Origin of the sequence: Methylobacterium sp. E-041 (assembly GCF_022829665.1) — a bacterium.
In the GTDB taxonomy this organism is placed as follows: domain Bacteria; phylum Pseudomonadota; class Alphaproteobacteria; order Rhizobiales; family Beijerinckiaceae; genus Methylobacterium.
Window position 1 is genome coordinate 1 of the sequence record NZ_JAKSYQ010000285.1, and the last position, 17,278, is coordinate 17,278.

Annotated in this window: 10 protein-coding genes and 1 other RNA gene; 5 read left to right on the forward strand and 6 right to left on the reverse strand. The window is 73.4% G+C overall.

The window, feature by feature from the left end:
• Positions 1 to 244: 244 nt before the first annotated feature.
• The gene (locus tag MKK70_RS25645; protein WP_243950733.1) at positions 245 to 2,029 is read right to left on the reverse strand and encodes an acyl-CoA dehydrogenase C-terminal domain-containing protein; all 1,785 of its coding nucleotides are present in this window, start codon (positions 2,027 to 2,029) and stop codon (positions 245 to 247) included.
• Positions 2,030 to 2,312: 283 nt separating this feature from the next.
• Here MKK70_RS25645 and MKK70_RS25650 point away from each other — a divergent pair, with 283 nt between their 5' ends.
• Both MKK70_RS25650 and MKK70_RS25655 read left to right on the forward strand, forming a co-directional pair.
• The gene (locus MKK70_RS25650; RefSeq protein ID WP_313899113.1) at positions 2,313 to 5,681 is read left to right on the forward strand and encodes a hypothetical protein; all 3,369 of its coding nucleotides are present in this window, start codon (positions 2,313 to 2,315) and stop codon (positions 5,679 to 5,681) included.
• Between the two features lie 149 nt (positions 5,682 to 5,830).
• Positions 5,831 to 6,268 carry a DUF3429 domain-containing protein gene (locus MKK70_RS25655; RefSeq protein WP_147729576.1) on the forward strand — a complete coding sequence of 146 codons (438 nt, stop codon included), beginning with the start codon at positions 5,831 to 5,833 and terminating at the stop codon, positions 6,266 to 6,268.
• A gap of 73 nt (positions 6,269 to 6,341) precedes the next feature.
• On the opposite strand, the gene MKK70_RS25660 is transcribed toward MKK70_RS25655, so the two are convergent.
• The 4 genes from MKK70_RS25660 to MKK70_RS25675 form a co-directional block, all read right to left on the reverse strand.
• Entirely contained in the window at positions 6,342 to 6,665 is a 324-nt protein-coding gene (locus MKK70_RS25660; protein WP_243950735.1) for a YbaB/EbfC family nucleoid-associated protein, read from the reverse strand.
• A gap of 65 nt (positions 6,666 to 6,730) precedes the next feature.
• Positions 6,731 to 8,659: a DNA polymerase III subunit gamma/tau gene (locus MKK70_RS25665; protein ID WP_243950737.1), complete on the reverse strand. Its 1,929-nt coding sequence runs from the start codon at positions 8,657 to 8,659 to the stop codon at positions 6,731 to 6,733.
• 89 nt (positions 8,660 to 8,748) lie between these two features.
• An RNA gene (gene ffs, locus MKK70_RS25670) (signal recognition particle sRNA small type) lies at positions 8,749 to 8,847 on the reverse strand.
• Positions 8,848 to 8,947: 100 nt separating this feature from the next.
• Positions 8,948 to 10,222 (reverse strand): O-antigen ligase family protein, encoded by a 1,275-nt coding sequence (locus MKK70_RS25675; RefSeq protein ID WP_243950739.1) that lies wholly within the window; start codon positions 10,220 to 10,222, stop codon positions 8,948 to 8,950.
• Between the two features lie 218 nt (positions 10,223 to 10,440).
• Here MKK70_RS25675 and MKK70_RS25680 point away from each other — a divergent pair, with 218 nt between their 5' ends.
• Positions 10,441 to 11,322, forward strand: a complete 882-nt coding sequence (locus MKK70_RS25680) for a polysaccharide deacetylase family protein (protein WP_243950741.1) — start codon at positions 10,441 to 10,443, stop codon at positions 11,320 to 11,322.
• A 136-nt stretch (positions 11,323 to 11,458) separates the two neighbouring features.
• On the opposite strand, the gene MKK70_RS25685 is transcribed toward MKK70_RS25680, so the two are convergent.
• The gene (locus MKK70_RS25685) at positions 11,459 to 12,145 is read right to left on the reverse strand and encodes a YoaK family protein (RefSeq protein WP_243950743.1); all 687 of its coding nucleotides are present in this window, start codon (positions 12,143 to 12,145) and stop codon (positions 11,459 to 11,461) included.
• Between the two features lie 222 nt (positions 12,146 to 12,367).
• Between MKK70_RS25685 and addA the strand changes: the two genes are divergently transcribed.
• Together addA and MKK70_RS25695 are read left to right on the forward strand one after the other, a co-directional pair.
• The gene (gene addA / locus MKK70_RS25690; RefSeq protein ID WP_243950745.1) at positions 12,368 to 15,820 is read left to right on the forward strand and encodes a double-strand break repair helicase AddA; all 3,453 of its coding nucleotides are present in this window, start codon (positions 12,368 to 12,370) and stop codon (positions 15,818 to 15,820) included.
• 227 nt (positions 15,821 to 16,047) lie between these two features.
• Entirely contained in the window at positions 16,048 to 17,184 is a 1,137-nt protein-coding gene (locus tag MKK70_RS25695; protein ID WP_243934096.1) for an S-(hydroxymethyl)glutathione dehydrogenase/class III alcohol dehydrogenase, read from the forward strand.
• Positions 17,185 to 17,278: the final 94 nt, after the last annotated feature.

Below are 17,278 nucleotides of genomic sequence, written 5' to 3' on the forward strand. Positions count from 1 at the left end.
GGGACGTAGTCGTAGCTGAACGCCTCGGTCAAGGCGTTTGCCTCGGGTCTGTGTCCACTTGGCAACAGCGAGCGCTTGCGCGGTCCGACGCTCGCGCGTGTCCCTCCCCCCTCTGCGGGGGAGGGTGGGCCTCGCGTCAGCGATGGTCGGGCGAGGGGAGCGCCCTATCCGGAACCGTCGCTCCCCTCTCGCGACCCGCTTCGCGGGCCACCCTCCCCCGCAGAGGGGGGAGGGAAGGGCGTGATTAGAACGCCTCGGCCGGCAAGGCCATGGTCGTGTCCGCGCCGGCCTTGACCCGCCCGAAGCGCATCGCGGTCTCGGGCAGCACCCGCTCCATGTAGAACCGGCCGATGGCGAGCTTGGCCTCCATGCGCTCCGGCCGCTCGGCCTTCTTGGCGTTCGCCGCCTTGGCGATCTTGCCCCACATGTAGCCCATCGCGACGAGGCCGAGGAGATGCATGTAGTCGGTGGCGCCGGCGCCGGCGTTGTCCGGCTTCGAGAACGCGTTCTGCATGAACCACATGGTGGCGCCCTGCAGGTCGTTGAGCCCGGCCTGGAGCGGCCCGGTGAAGGGTTTCAGCGCCTCGTCCTCGCCGTTGTCCTTGATGAAGGCCTGGACCTCGCCGAGGAAGGTCATCATCGCGCGACCGCCGTCTTTGGGCAGCTTGCGCCCGATCAGGTCCATCGCCTGAATGCCGTTGGCGCCCTCGTAGATCATCGCGATGCGGGCATCGCGCACGAACTGCGACATGCCCCATTCCTCGATGTAGCCGTGGCCGCCGAACATCTGCTGCGCCTCGACCGCGTTGGCGAAGCCCCGGTCGGTGAGCACGCCCTTGACCACGGGGGTGAGCAGGCCGAGCAGGTCGTCGGCGGTCTGGCGCTCCTTCGCGTCCTCGGAGCGATGCGAGATGTCGGATTGCAGCGCGGTCCAGAGCATCAGCGCGCGCGCCGAATCGTTGAAGGCGCGGATGCCCATCAGCGTGCGGCGCACGTCGGGGTGGACGATGATCGGGTCGGCGGCCCTGTCCGGCGCCTTCGCGCCGGTGAGCGAGCGGCCCTGCAGCCGGTCCTTCGCGTAGGCCACGGCGTTCTGGTAGGCGACCTCGGACTGGCCGAGGCCCTGCACGCCGACGGCGAGCCGCGCCTCGTTCATCATCACGAACATCGCGTTGAGGCCGCGGTTCTCCTGGCCGACGAGCCAGCCGGTGGCGCTGTCGTAGTTCATCACGCAGGTCGAGTTGCCGTGGATGCCCATCTTGTGCTCGATCGAGCCGCAGGACACGCCGTTGCGCGCGCCGACCGAGCCGTCCGCGTTCACCAGGAACTTCGGCACCACGAAGAGCGAGATCCCCTTGGTGCCGGCCGGCGCGCCCTCGATCCGGGCGATGACGAGATGGACGATGTTCTCCGACAGGTCGTGCTCGCCCGCCGAGATGAAGATCTTGGTGCCAGTCAGCGCGTAGGAGCCGTCGCCGTTCGGCACGGCCTTGGTCTTCAGGAGGCCGAGATCGGTGCCGCAATGGGGCTCGGTGAGGTTCATGGTGCCGGTCCAGGCGCCCTCGACCATCTTCGGCAGGTAGGTGCTCTTCTGCTCGTCCGAGCCGTGAACCAGCAAAGCCGCCATCGCCCCCTGCGTCAGGCCCGGATACATCCCGAGCGCGAGGTTGGCGCCGGAGGCGAATTCCTGGATCGCGGTGTTCAGCGTGTGCGGCAGCCCCTGGCCGCCGTATTCCTCCGGCACCGACAGGCCCATCCAGCCGCCCTGGGCGTAGGCGTCGTAGGCCGCCTTGAAGCCCTTGGGCGTCGTCACCGAGCCGTCGGCCCGGCGGAGGCAGCCTTCGAGGTCGCCGACGCGGTTGAGCGGGGCCAGCACCTCGTCGGCGAGCTTGGCGCCCTCGTTCAGCACCGCCTCGACCATGTCCGGCGTGGCTTCGGAGAAGCCCGCGAGGTTGGCGTGGTTGTGGAAGCCGAGCACGTCGTTGAGGAGGAACAGGGTGTCCTCGACCGGGGCGCGATAGCTCGGCATGTGTCGATCCTCCAAGGGGGCGGAGGCCCTGCCCGGTCCGTCGCGGAGCGGTGGGTCTCTCGATAGTTCATATATAAACTATCCCGCCGTCCGGGGGCAAGAGGGGTGCGGCCGGGTTCCGCGGTTTCGACTGATGCAACCCATGTTCGACCTCTTAACCCGGTGTTTACCAAGAAAGTTAATGGTCCTGGACAACCGATCCGAGGACCGCGTTCCGGACACGTCGCAAGCGTGCGCGAACGTGGCCGGGGCCCGGTGCCGAACGCCGCCGAACGCAGGCCCGATGATGACCCGAACCGCGACGCCGAGCTTCGACAACTTCGATCCCGACGTGCTCGATGCTGCCCGCGACGTGGCCCGCCGCGCCGGCGTCCCACTGGAAACGTGGATCGCCTCCGTCGTGCCGGACAAGGCGAAGGCGGGCTCGGTCAAGGCGGCGGCGAAGTCCAGCACGAAGGTGCCGCGCCGCCCCGCCTCGGATCTCGGGACGTCCCGGCCGGCCGCACAGGCCGCGCCGGCTGCCGCCGCCGCGACGATGCCCGACGCCGCCCCGGACGGCGCTCTCGGCGCGACCATCCAGGCCCTGCTCGCGCGCATCGACGGGCTCGACCGCACCCTCGCCGAGGAGCGGCTGTCGGTGGAGGACGCCGCCCAGCGTCGGATCGCCGACATCGAATCCCGCATCGGCGCGGCGATCGGCGCCAGCGCCGCCCCGGTCCAGCAGGTCGCCGAGCGCCTCGGCGACATCGAGCGCCGGATGTCGGCGCTGGGCGAGCAGCTCGCGGCGACCCGGCCCCCGGGCCGGCGCGGCCGCCCGGCGGCCGCCGAGATCCAGGATGCGGTGCAGGACATCCGCCAGCGCCAGCGCGAGCTCGGCGAGAACGCCGGCGCCAGCGTGGTCGCGACCATGCGCGAGGACATCGCCCGCCGCCTCGACGCGACGGTCGAGGACACCGCGCTGCCGGACACCGCGGTGTCCGAGCTGCGCCGCGAGACGAACCGGCTTCGCGAATCGATCGGCCATCTCGCCACGCGGCGCGACCTCGGCGCCCTGGAGCAGGCGGTGATCTCGCTGGCCAGCGGCGTCGAGCGCGCCGGAGCGCCGGCGGACCTCGCCGCCATCGCCGAGCCGATCGAGCTGATCCGCGCGCAGGTCGAGCGGCTGGCCGACGACGTGGCCGAGAACGTCCACACCCGCGTGGCCGGCGAGGTCGAGCGCCTCGCCTCCCGGCTCGATGCCGTCGTCGCCACCGGGCACGGCAGCGCCGTCGATCACGACGCGCTCAAGCACCTGTTCGACGAGATCGAGGAGATCCGCCGCCTGATCGCGGCGCTCGCCGGGCCGGAGCGGATCCAGAGCCTCGCCGCCGGCGTCCAGGCGATCAGCGCGCAGATCGCCCAGCTCCAGAAGGCCGCGACCGCGGGCAGCGACACCGCCCTGCGCCCGCTGCTGGAGGAGATCCGCAGCGGCCTCAACGCCAGCGTTCCCGCCCCGGCGGCGCTGGTCGACCAGATCGACGCGATCGCCTCGAAGCTCGACGCGATGCAGGCGGGCGCACACGGCGCCGACGCGGCCAGCTCTCAGGCGATCCTCGGGCGGATCGACGCGCTGTCGGACAAGGTCGACCGCGTCAGCACCCAGCCGGTGGGCGACCTGATCGGGCGCCTGGAAGGCCTCGGCGAGAGCCTGCGCATGCCGGCGATGCCGGGCGGCGACGTCGCCTCGATCCACGCCATGCTGCGCAACCTCGCGGAGAAGGTCGACCGCGTCGGCGCGCGCTCCGGCGACGACGGCCTCGACGCCCTGGAAAAGCAGGTGGTGTCGATCGCCGACCGGCTCGACGCCCGCAGCGGCGACCCGACGCTCGCAAGCCTGGAGCGGTCCATGGGCGACCTGCTCAAGCAGGTCTCCGCGCTCCGCGACGAGGCGCCGATCGAGGCCGCCGTGGCCCGTGCCACCCGCAGCGCCGTAGCCGATTCGATTGGCGGCCGCGGGAACGCCGAGACGAGCGAGTTCGGGCTGCTGCGCGCCGGCCTCGCGGACATGCAGGCCCGGCAGGCGGCGTCCGACCAGCGCCTCGCCACGACGCTCGAAGGGGTGCAGACCGCCCTCGAGCGCCTGACCGGGCGCCTCGATGCGCCCCCGGCCGCCGCGCCGGCCCGCGCCCCGATCGGCAACCGCGCGGTGCCGCTGGAGGAGCGTCTGCTCGCCTCGACCACCGTCGAGGCGCCGCGCCCCCGCACCGCCCGGCGCCCGGAGCTTCCGAGCGCCGCCGCGACGGGCCCCGAGACGGCCCGGGCCGGCGACGAGCTGCTGGAGCCCGGCGCGGCGCGTCCGTCCAAGGACGCCGCCCCCCGGGAGCGCCAGGCCCGCGACCGGGCCGAGCCCGCCGAGGCGGACGGCGCGACCGACATCAAGACCAACTTCATCGCCGCCGCCCGCCGGGCCGCCCAGGCCGCTCAGGCCGAGGTCGCCTCCGAGGCCGACCTCTCGGCCGGCCGCCGCGAGCCGCGCCCCGCCGCCCGCCGGCCGATGCCGGTCGCGGACGCGGCCGGCGACGGACCGGTCGCGCGCCTGCGCGCCGAGATCAACCGCCGGCGCCGGCCGCTGCTGCTCGGCCTCGCGGCGATCGTGCTCGCGCTCGGCGCCCTGCAGGCGATCAGCATGCGCCCGACCGCGAACGGCGACACGGCGCGCGCGCCCCAGCCGCCGACCGTGCTGGCCGACACCAACGCGTCCGCCGCGCCCAAGAGCGACCCGAAGGCCGAGCCTCGCGCGGACAAGGCCGAGCCGGCGATGCCGGCCGAGGCCCGCCCTGCCCCGGCCGACCCGCAGACCACGCAGGCGCTTGCCACCGCCGCCCCCGCGGAGGCGAAGGCGGCGCAGGCCCGGAGCGCGGTGCCGCAGGTGTCGAGCATGGCCTCGCTCGCCGGCGACCTCGCCACCCTGCCCGCCGGCCTGTCGAAGCTCCGCCAGGCGGCGCAGGACGGCGACGGCACCGCGGTCTGGGAACTGGCCGGGCGCGCCGCGGACGGGCGCGGCCTGCCGCGCGACCTGTCGCTGGCGGCCAAGCTCTACGAGAAGCTCGCCGGCGCCGGCTACGCGCCGGCCCAGTACAAGTACGCCGGTCATTACGAGAAGGGCGCCGGCCTCGTGCGCGACCTCGACAAGGCCAAGATGTGGTACGGCCGCGCCGCCGAGCAGGGCCATGCCCGCTCGATGCACAACCTCGCGGTGATCTACGCCGAGAACCCGAGCGCGACCGGCAAGCCGGACTACGCCTCGGCCGCCTCGTGGTTCAGGCAGGGGGCCGAGTACGGGGTGCGCGACAGCCAGTACAACCTCGCGGTGCTCTACGCCCGCGGCCTCGGCCTGACCCAGGACCTCGCGCAATCCTACGCCTGGTTCGCCGCCGCCGCCGCGCAGGGCGACGAGGATGCCGGCAAGAAGCGCGACGACGTGGCGACCAAGCTGAGCCCGGCCGACCTCGCCGCGGCGCGCAGCATCGCCGCGAACTTCAAGCCGCACCGGCTCGACCGCGCGGTCAACGAACCCCCGGTCGCCAAGGACGCCGCCGGGCCGATGACCCTGCTCGGCGCCCCGGCCCCGATCGCTCCCGCCCTCGGCCAGACCGCCCGCAAGGGGGTCTGAGCGCGAGCGCACGGGTGGCCCGAACCGGCGTTCCGGGCGGCGGAAGCTTGACCATGATGCCGCAGTGCGGGAACCCTCCGCGGCGGCGTTCGTAGGATACGTGATTCGATATGCGACCGCCGATCCGCAGCGGGCAGCCCGGAGGTCGGATGGCGCGCGTCTCCCCCGTACCGACCGGCGCCGTCCTCCTTGGCGTCGCGGGACTGATTCCGTTCGTCGGCTTCGCCGCGCTCGCCGTCAGCGGCAGCGACGGCGGCCTCGGCACGATCGGCCTGTCGCCGCGCACCATCCTCTCGGCCTACGGCGCGGTGATCGCGTCCTTCCTCGGCGGCATCCGCTGGGGCGCGGCGGCGGCGCGCAACGCCGGCAACGCCGACTACCTCATCGCCATCGTCCCGTCGCTCCTGGCCTGGGCCGCGCTCGCGGCCCCCGCCCCGTGGGACCTGCGGACCCTCGGCATCCTGGTGCTCGCCTGGGGCGTGGTCGACCAGGACCTCGCCCGGCGCGGCCTCGTCCCGGTCTGGCTCGGTCGCCTGCGCCTCGTGCTCTCGGGCGTCGCCGGCGCCGCCCTCCTGGTCGCGGCCTGATCGTCGCGCGGGTCGCCGACCGTCGACGACCCATTCCCCCGGCGATCGGCCTGCGCGGGACCCGGCCCGGGCCTCAGAACGGCAGCTTCATGCCGGGCGGCAGGGGCAGGCCCTTGGTGAGCTCGGCCATGCGCTCCTGCGCCGCCTGCTCGGCCTTGCCGCGCGCGTCGTTGACGGCGGCGAGGATCAGGTCCTCGAGGATCTCGCGCTCGTCGGCGACCATCAGGCTCGGGTCGATGGCGACGGCCTTGACGAGGCCCTTGGCGGTCATCGTCACGCGCACGGAGCCGCCGCCGGAGGCCCCCGAGACCTCGACCCTGTCGAGCTCGGCCTGGAGGCCGGCCATCTTCTCCTGCATGGCCTGAGCCTGCTTCATGATGCCCATGATGTCGCGCATGCGGATCGGTCTCTCGTTCGTGGGGTGAAGCGTGATCTGGGAAGCCGGGCGGGCGGATGCCAGCGTCAGGCGTCGTCGGCCTCGCCGTCCTCGGTCGCGGCCTCGTCGAGGCCTGCCGGGGCTTCGAGGCCTGCGGAGGCCGCCTCGGGGGCGTTGTCGCGCACGTCGACGATCTGCGCGCCGGGGAAACGCGCCAGCACCTCGCGCACCAAGGGGTGCGAGGCGGCGTTCTCGCGGCGGCTCTCGATCGCGGCACGGGCCTGCGCGTCGAGCGTCGGCGCGCCCGCCTCCCGCGAGGGCGTGACGATCCAGCGGCGGCCGGTCCACTGCTCGAGCGCCTTGGCGAGGTCGGCATGCAGGGAGGGGCGCCCGCCGTCCGCCTGACGGAACTCGATGCGGCCGTCCTCGAAGCGCACGAGATGCGCCTCGCGCTCCAGCGCCGACTTCAGAAGGATGTCGCGGCGGGCGTCGGCGAGCGCCACCACGTCCTCGAACCGGGACAGGCGCGGGCCGGCCGGCTCGGCGGGCCGGCCCTGCACCACGGGCGCGGGCGCGACCGGTGCCGGGACCAGGACCGGACGCGGCGGCGGAAGCGGCCGGGCCTCCGGCAGGGGCCGCGCTTCGGCAGGCGGCGGTGCGGCGGCCGGCTCGGGCGCCGGAGGCGGCACCGAGACGGGGGCCGGCGGAGGCGGCGCGATCGCGCGGGGCGCCGGGGTGGTGAGGGCTGGTCGAGCCGGTGCGTCGCCCTCCTGCGCACCGGCGGCGAGCGATTCGGTCCTGAGTTGTCGCAACGCCTCGTCCGGCGTCGGCAGGTCGGCGGCGTAGGCGAGCCGCACCAGGGCCATCTCGGCCGCGGCGAGCGGGCGGGCCGCACTCTGCACCTCGGGTATCGCCTTCAGCAGGATCTGCCAGGCCCGCGACAGCGCCCGCACGGGCAGGCGGCCCGCGAAATCGCCGCCGCGCCGCCGCTCGATCTCGCTCAGCGTCGGGTCGGCGGCCGCCGCCTCCGGCGCGAGCTTCAGCCGGGTGACGAGGTGGGTGAAGGCGGCGAGATCCGAGAGCACGACCGACGGGTCGGCACCGGACTCGTACTGGTTGCGCAGCTCGGCGAAGGCGGCGGGCACGTCGCCGCGCATCACCGCCTCGAACAGGTCGAGGATGCGGGCCCGGTCGGCGAGCCCGAGCATGTCGCGCACGCCCGCGGCGGTGACGGCGCCGGCGCCGTGGGCGATGGCCTGGTCGAGCAGCGAGAGCGCGTCGCGCACCGAGCCCTCCGCCGCGCGCACGATCGCGGCCACCGCCTCGTCCTCGGCGCCGACGCCTTCGGCCGCGCAGATCTTCTGGAGATGGGCGGAGAGCACGTCGGCCTCGACCCGGCGCAGGTCGAACCGCTGGCAGCGCGACAGGATGGTGATCGGGACCTTGCGGATCTCGGTCGTCGCGAACACGAACTTCGCGTGCGGCGGCGGTTCCTCCAGCGTCTTCAGGAACGCGTTGAACGCGTTGCCCGAGAGCATGTGGACCTCGTCGATGATGTAGACCTTGTAGCGCGCCGAGACCGGCGAATAGCGCACGCCGTCGATGATCGCGCGCACGTCCTCGATGCCGGTATGCGAGGCGGCGTCCATCTCCAGCACGTCCATGTGCCGCGATTCCATGATCGCCTGGCAATGGACCCCGAGCCCCGGCATCGCGATGGTCGGGCCGGTGTCGGGCGCGCCGACCGGCGCGTAGTTCAGGCCGCGGGCGAGGATGCGGGCGGTGGTCGTCTTGCCGACGCCGCGCACACCGGTCAGCATCCAGGCCTGCGGGATGCGCCCGGCCGCGAACGCGTTGCCCAGCGTGCGCACCATCGCGCCCTGGCCGATCAGGTCGTCGAAATCCTTGGGACGGTATTTGCGCGCCAGCACGCGGTACGGCGTCTGCGCGAGGGCAGGCGCCGGAAACCCGGGCAGGCCCGGCTCGTCGTCAGGCGTGCCGGTGCTCGCGTCCATGCGCTCTTCGGGGGTGCGTCTTCGCTCTTCGCGGTCGTGCCTTGGCCGCCGCTGCGGGCCGATCGACCCGCGGTTCCTGCGGTGGAACGAGGTGGGAGGCTGGACGAAGACCCGCTCGGTCTCGTTAGGGCTGCTTCCTTCCGGACCTGACCCGGTTGGCGAGTGAAACGTCCCTCGCCAACCTCCCGCGGCCTATATGGCGGGAGCTTCCGGCGATGGCAAGCGGGCGGGGCGCCGGGTCCCCGGCTGCAACCCCCGGCGTCGACGGCCGGGCCGGACGCGGCGCGATCAGGCCTGCGCGCCCGCCGGATCGCCGCTCCGCGTCATCGCGGAGGCCGCGAGCACGAGGGCGAAGCCGAACAGGAACACCTGGTTGATCGACAGCTCCTCGAACATCAGCGAGGGCACCATGAACAGCACCGTGTAGAACGGGAGCGGGCCGAACCGCCGGGGGGCGAGGACGATCCGGACCGTTCCGGCCAGGAAGGCGAGCACGACGAGGACGCCGCTCTGGAGCGCGAGGGTGACGACGGCGTTGTGCGGCGTGCCGACGCCGGCCATCATCAGCAGCTGGTTCTCCTTGGAGACGTTGCCGAGGCCGAACGGATGGGCGGCGGCAAGCTGCAGCCCGGCCGCGGTCGAATCGAGACGCTCGAGGATGTTGCTGTCGGCGTGGCTGTCCGCGACGAACCGCTTCTCGATCGCCGACTGGAGCTGCTCGGGGACGGGGGCATAGCCGGTGGCGCTGAACAGCATGACGAGCCCGCAGATGGCGGCGGCCCCCAGCAGCACGGCGTAGACGCTGACGCTCTTCCGGAGGATCAGCCCGAGTACGATCGCCGGCAGGAAGAGCCCGGCGCGGTTGTTGGTCAGCGGGAAGCTGACGAGCAGCGCGGCGAAATACGCGATGTAGATCGCGCTGCGGCCGGTGCGGTGCCAGAGGTAGGCCGCAGCGGCGCCGGCGAACGCGAAGACGTGCCCGGTCTCGTTGCCGGCGGCCCACAGGCCGCCGAGCTTGTCCTTCATGAACAGGACGAGTTCCGGCTCAAGGCCGTCGGTCGGCACCGCAAGCCCGACGCCGATGAGGTCGATGCCGGCCGAGGCTGCGACCAGGACCAGGAGCGACCCGGCGAAACCTCCGAGCGTGCCGGCCGCGAAGCTGTCGGCGCCCGCCGGATCGCGGAGCAGGATCACGAGCTGCGTCGCCTGGACGAAGTACAGAAGCAGCACCAGGGTCAGGTACAGGTCGCCCTGCTGGACGTCGGCCTTCGCCAGCAGCGAGGCGACGAGCAGCATGACGACCACCCCGATCGGCAGGGCCCGCGCCAGGAGCGTGGACAGGATGCGCGGGCGGAGCAGGAAGTACGGGATCGTCAGGAAGGGCAGCGCGTCGGACAGGCGCATGAACGGCAGCCCGAAGGTCGAGGTCAGCACGTTGAACTGCAGCGCGAAGCCGACGCCGAGGATCACGAGCCGGTCGAGACGGCTCAGGGACGCGCCTCCGGACACTGCAACCGCACGCTGCGGCTCGGCCGGGACGATTCCTCCCTTGGCGATCCGCATGCACGCCTCCTCGAAGACCGGCACCCTCGGCGACCGGAGAGGGCCGACCTTGCACGGGATACGTTTGGAAAGGCTTGCGACGGCGGACGAAGAGAAGGGCTGATCCCGGCTGGCCGGCGGGCGCTGCGGATTGCACGTCGCCGCTCCGTTGCCCCCCGCCCCTTCTACACCATGTCCCGTCGCAGCATCCCCGAGTGCGTTCGGAAACCGGAGGACGGATGGACAGTTCGAAGGGCCACGGCCGCTACGGCTACAGCGCGCTGCCGGACCGGCCGCTCTACGACTGGCCGGGTGGCCGGCGCCTGGCGGTCTACGTCGCGCTCAACCTCGAGACCTTCGATTTCGGATCGGGGCTCGGCGCCGAGCTCGCCCCCGGCGGGCCGCAACCCGACGTGCTGAACTACGCCTGGCGCGACTGGGGCAACCGGGTCGGGGCGTGGCGGATCAAGGCGATGCTCGACGCGCTCGCGCTGCCGGCGAGCGTCCTGGTCAACAGCCGCCTCTATGCGGATTGCCCCGGCCTGATCGAGGCCTTCCGCGCCCGCGGCGACGAGATCATCGGGCACGGCCGCACCAACGCCGAGCGCCAGGGCAGCCTCGACGAGGCGGGCGAGCGCGCGCTGATCGCCGAGGCGACGGCGCTGCTGACCGAGCACGAGGGCCGCCCGCCCGCCGGCTGGCTCGGCCCGTGGATCTCGCAGTCGACGGCGACGCCCGACCTCCTGGCCGAGGCGGGCTACCGCTACCTGCTGGACTGGGCGCACGACGACCAGCCGACCTGGTTCGGGACCCGCGACGGCGGCCGCATCCTCTCGGTGCCCTATCCGCAGGAGCTGAACGACATCCCGGCGATCGTCGCCCGCAAGGAGACCGGGCGGCAATTCGCCGACGCGATCTCCGACGCCTTCGACGAGATGCTGGAGCAGTCGCGCCACGCGCCGCTGGTGATGGGGATCGCGCTCCACCCCTACATCGTCGGCCAGCCGCAGCGCCTGCGCCCCCTGCGCGCGGTGCTGGCCCGCATCGCCGCTCACCGCGACACGGTCTGGCTCACCACCGCGGGCGCGATCGCCGAGCACGCGGTGCTGGTGATGGGCTGAGGCGGTCCCGTCGCGAAGGGACCAGCACGGAGGACGGCGCCGCCTGACGTGAGGGCCTGAAGGCTCGCCGCGAGTGGTGAACCGGGGTCGGCGTCTCAACCGAAGGCGGATGGTTCGCTCCGACCCAGTGCCCGGATCATCGCGGCGGGGTCGGGTCCGGAACGGCCAGCAACCCGATCAGCACCAGGGCCGGCACGAGCACGCACCAGAAGGACAGGGCGGCGACCCCGAACGCGCCGGCCAGGGCACCTGCCGCGAAGGCCAGCACCGCGGACAGCGTGCGCCGCAGGCGGCCGCCGGCCTGCGCGCCGAGCTTGGTCCCGCACAGGTGATCGGTGATGTCGATGACGGCCTGCGTGACGTTCACGGTCATCACCGTCGTCGCGGCGAGGTGGCCGATCACCAGGCGTCCGATGCCGTTCTGGATGCCCATCGCGGCGACCCCGAGCATGCCGATGCCGATCGCCCGCGCGCCGTCCGGCGAGCCGAGCGGCGACAGGGCCGCGCCGAAGATCGCGAAGGCGATCAGGACGGCCGCCTCGAGGGCCAGCAAGGGGCGCAGCGGCGACGTCCCGCGCCGCTCCAACGCCAGGGCGATCAGGCGCGTGAGCGCGACGGCCAGGATGAAGGTCGGCAGGGCGAGCAGCTTGGCGAGGACGCCGGTCGAGGTCGAGACCAGCTCCGCGCCGATCAGGACGAAGTTGCCGGTGACGTGGGCCGTGAACAGGCCGGTCAGGGCGATGAAGGCGGCGGCGTCCACGAAGCCGGCGACGAAGGCGAGCCCGACGCCGATCACGGCGTCCCTGAGCGATGGGGTGAACACGATGCCTTGCTCTCCTGCCCGTCCGAGCCGGTCGCCGCTCGCCATCCGCCGAGCGCCCGGGGCGCGGACCTTCCAGGCGTCCGGGCCGGACCGCAAGCGGGCGCTCGCCGGGCCGAGCCCAGGCCGCGACATCGCCTCGCCGCGGCCGCGCTTGCGATCCGCGCGCCCACGCCCGATGGTCCGCCCGTCGCGGGCCGCGGGGCGGCCCCTGGGGATGCGTTCATGAGCCGCCAAGCGGGCGAGGCCTTCGTCGTCGATCCCGGAACCGAGGACGCGCAGCGCCGCGCCGCCGACCCGCGCGCCTCGGCCTGGGTCTCGGCCAATGCCGGGGCCGGCAAGACCAAGGTGCTCACCGACCGGGTGGTGCGCCTGCTGCTCGACGGGGCCGCGCCGTCGCGCATCCTGTGCCTGACCTTCACCAAGGCCGCCGCCGCCAACATGTCGATCCGGATCTTCCGGACGCTGGGGCGTTGGGTGACCCTCGGCGACGCGGCGCTGTCGGCCGAGCTCGCCGCACTCACGGGGCGCACCGCCTCGCCGACCGACCTCGATGCGGCGCGGCGCCTGTTCGCCCGCGCGGTCGAGACGCCGGGCGGGCTGAAGATCGAGACGCTGCACGCCCTGTGCGAGCGGCTGCTGCACATGTTCCCGTTCGAGGCCAACGTGCCCGCCCGGTTCGCGGTGCTGGACGAGAACCTGTCGCGCGAGATGTTCGCCAACGAGACCGACCAGGTGCTGGCCGCCGCAATCGGCGGCGACGCGCGGCTCGGCCACGCCCTCGACCTCGTGACGCCGGAGGCGACGGGCGATGCGCTGCGCAAGGCGATCCGGCAGGCCATGGCCGCGCGCACGGTGCTGGCCGCGCGGGGCGGGCTGACGCGGCAATTCGCCCGGCTCGGCACCGCCCTCGGCCTCGCCGCGGGCCAGACCGACGCGTCGCTGGTGGAGACGATCCTGAACGGCGGGATCTCCGACAAGTCGGCCTTCGCCGAGCGCCTGCGCACCGGCAAGGCGACCGACGAGAAGCTCGCCGACGGCCTGCTCGCGGCGGAGGCCGCCGACGGCCGGCCGGAGGCGCTCGACCTCTATCGCGCGGTGTTCTTCACCGCCAAGGACGAGCCGAAGGCCGACAAGAGCCTGGGCACCAAGGCGGTCCCCGAGGACGTGCGCGCGGCGCTGATCGACGAGCGCGACCGGCTCGCGCCGCTGTTCGACGCCCTGCGCAGCGCCCGGGCGCTCGCCCGCACCGAGGCGCTGTTCACCCTCGCCGCCGAGATCCACCGCCGGATCGAGGCGCAGAAGGCCAAGCTCGGGGCGCTGGATTTCGACGACCTGATCCACAAGACCCTCGACCTGCTCGCGCGGGTCGACGCCGCCTGGGTGCTGTACAAGCTCGACCGCGGCGTCGACCACGTGCTCGTGGACGAGGCGCAGGACACCAACCCGCAGCAATGGCAGATCCTCGACCGGATCACCGCCGAGTTCGCCACCGGCGCCGGCGCGCGCGAGACCCTGCGCACCCGCTTCGCCGTCGGCGACCCCAAGCAGTCGATCTACAGCTTCCAGGGCGCCGAGCCGCGCGAGTTCGCGACGATGCACGGCAAGTGGAAGGGCGAGGCGCGCTCGGCCAAGCTCCGGTTCGAGGACGTCGACCTGAAGCTGTCGTTCCGCTCGACGCTCGGCGTGTTGCGGGCGGTCGACGCCACCTTCCACCTGCCCGAGCACTACGACGGCCTCGGCTTCGACGATGCGGCGGTCGGCACCGTCCACACCACGGCGCGGGCCGGCGCGCCCGGCACCGTCGAGCTGTGGCCGATCGCCGAGCCGGTGGAGGAGGTCGAGCCCGACGCCTGGGCCGCGCCCGTGGACGCGCCGGAGGCCAACGCGCCGGCGATCGTCACCGCGCGCCGGATCGCCCGCGCGGTGCGGACCTGGGTCACTGCGGGCGACACCAGCGGCCGGGTCTGGCGGCCGGGCGAGGTGCTGGTGCTGGTGCGCAAGCGCGGGCCGGCCTTCGAGGAGGTGATCCGCGCGCTGAAGGGCGCCGGCGTGCCGGTCGCCGGCCAGGACCGGCTCGACGTCGGCGCGCACATCGCGGTGGCCGACCTCGTCTCGATCGGCCGCGCCGGGCTGCTGCCGGCCGACGACCTGACGCTGGCCTGCGCGCTGAAGACGCCGCTGGTCGGGCTCACCGACGAGGATCTCGTCCGCATCGCCGCCGGCCGCGACCGGTCCGAGACGCTGGAGGACGCGCTCGCCCGGCACGCGGACGCGGGCGACCCGGCCGCGATCGTCGGGCGCGAGGCGCTGGCCGGCTGGATCGCGGCCGCCGGCGCGCAGGGGCCGTTCGGGTTCTACGCCGCCCTGCTCGGGCCGGGCGAGGGCCGGGCCCGCCTCGTCGCGCGCCTCGGCGGCGAGGCGGGCGACGCGATCGACGTGTTCCTGCTCGGCGCGGCGCAGGCCGAGGCGGGCGCGGACGCACCCTCGCTCGCCGGCTTCCTGGCGCGCTACTGCGCCGGCGGCCGGGGCGAGGCCGGCCACACGGTCAAGCGCGACATGGAATCCGGCCGCGACGAGGTCCGGGTGATGACCGTGCACGGCGCCAAGGGCCTGGAGGCCTCGGTGGTGGTGATGATCGACGGCTGCGAGGCGCCGGGCGGCAACGACCCGCCGCTGCTGGCGATGCCGGGCGACGTCCCGCCGGTCTGGTCGAGCGCGAAGCCCTACGATTCCGAGGCGATCGGCGCGGCGCGAGAGACCCTGCACGCGCGGGCGCGGGAGGAGCACAACCGCCTGCTCTACGTGGCGATGACGCGGGCCGCCGACCGGCTCGTGGTCGCGCCGTTCCGCGGCCAGACGCCGGTGGGCCCGACCGCGTGGTGCGAGATGATCCGCACCGGGATGGTGCAGGCCTTCGGCGAGGGCGAGGCGGTGGAGACCGCCTACGGGCCGGCCACCCTGTGGCGGGACGGATCCGGGCCGGAGACCGGGACCGCGCCGGCCGAGGCGGCGCCCGAGCCCGGCGCTCTGCCGTCCTGGCTGCGCGAGCCGGTCGCGGCCGAGGCGGCCCCGGCGCCGCCGATCAGCCCGTCCGGCGCGATGCGCGCGGCCGACGGCGAGCGCCAGATCCCGCCGCGGCAGGCCGATGCCGAGGCGCGCCGGCGCGGCAAGCTGATCCACGCCCTGCTGGAGCACCTGCCGCGCCTCGACCCGGCCGGCCGCGAGAGCGCCGCGACCGCCTTCGTAGCCGCCCGCGCGCCGTCCTTCTCGCGCCCGAAGCGCGCGGCGATCGTGCAGGCGGCCCTGAACCTCATCGCGACGCCGGACCTCGCGCCGCTCTTCGCCCGCGAGGCGCGGGCCGAGGTCAGCCTGTCGGGGCGGGTCGTGGTCGCGGGCATCGAGCGGCCGGTCTTCGGCCGCATCGACCGCCTCGCGGTCGCCGACGGCACGGTGCGGCTCGCCGACTTCAAGACCGGCCGGCCGCCCGCCGAGGGCGCGCCGCCGCCGCGGCCCGAGACCGCGCAGATCGCCCTCTACGCCCGCCTGCTCGCGCGGATCTACCCGGACCACGCGATCCGCCCGATGCTGGTCTGGACCTCGGGACCGGTGATCCGGCTCCTGAGCGAGGCGGAGATCGCGGAGGCGCTGGCCGGGCTCGGGCTGGCCGCGGCGTGACGCGGCCGCACGCGGCAGGGTCCTGAGCGGCCGGGTCCTGAGCGCCCGGGTCCGCGCCTGCGGCGGGGTCCCCCTGCGGAAATGGCGGTTGCGTCTGAGGCCGAGAACCAGCATCAGGCGTCTCGTATTTCGGGCCGTTCGGATCGCCGCCGCCAGGTGGAGCGATCCGAAGCGCCGTCGCCTGTCGACGCCGTCCGTTATCGTCCAGGCACAGGGAACCCGACATCATGAAGACGCGCGCAGCCGTGGCGTGGGAGGCGAAGAAGCCGCTCACGATCGAGACCATCGACATCGAGGGGCCGAAGGCCGGCGAGGTCCTCGTCGAGGTGATGGCCACCGGCATCTGCCACACCGACGCCTACACCCTCTCGGGCCTCGACTCGGAGGGCAAGTTCCCGGCGATCCTCGGCCACGAGGGCGCGGGCATCGTCCGCGAAATCGGCGCCGGCGTCACCGACCTGAAGGTCGGCGACCACGTGATCCCGCTCTACACGCCCGAATGCCGCGGCTGTAAGTCCTGCCTGTCGCAGCGCACCAACCTCTGCACCGCGATCCGCGCGACGCAGGGCCAGGGCGTGATGCCCGACGGCACCAGCCGCTTCTCCTGCGTCTCCACCGGCGGCAGCCCGGGCGGGTCCGACACCCTGTTCCACTACATGGGCTGCTCGACCTTCTCGAACTTCACCGTGCTGCCGGCGATCGCGCTGGCGAAGATCCGCGAGGACGCCCCCTTCGACAAGGTCTGCTACATCGGCTGCGGCGTCACCACCGGCATCGGCGCGGTGATCTACACCGCGAAGGTCTGGCCCGGCGCCAACGTCGTGGTGTTCGGCCTCGGCGGCATCGGCCTCAACGTGCTCCAGGCCGCGCGGATGGTGGGGGCCGACAAGATCATCGGCGTCGACATCAATCCCGACAAGCAGGAGATGGCGCGCAAGTTCGGGATGACGCACTTCATCAACCCGAAGGAGGTCGGCAACGATCACGTCGTCGCGGCGATCCTCGACGCCACCGGCGGCGGCGCCGACTTCTCGTTCGACTGCACCGGCAACGTCAACGTGATGCGCCAGGCGCTCGAGTGCTGCCACCGCGGCTGGGGCGAGTCGATCGTCATCGGCGTGGCGGAGGCCGGCAAGGAGATCTCGACCCGCCCGTTCCAGCTCGTCACCGGCCGCGTCTGGAAGGGCTCGGCCTTCGGCGGGGCGCGCGGCCGCACCGACGTGCCGAAGATCGTCGACTGGTACATGGAGGGCAAGATCAACATCGACGACCTGATCACCCACACCATGCCGCTCGACGAGATCAACCATGGCTTCGACCTGATGCACGAGGGCAAGTCGATCCGCTCGGTGGTGCTGTACTAGGACCGACACTCGGACCGACGCGCGCTTCCCTCCCCCCTCTGCGGGGGAGGGAGGAGCCTGTATCGACCCATCGGCCGGTCACGGCCCCAGAGCC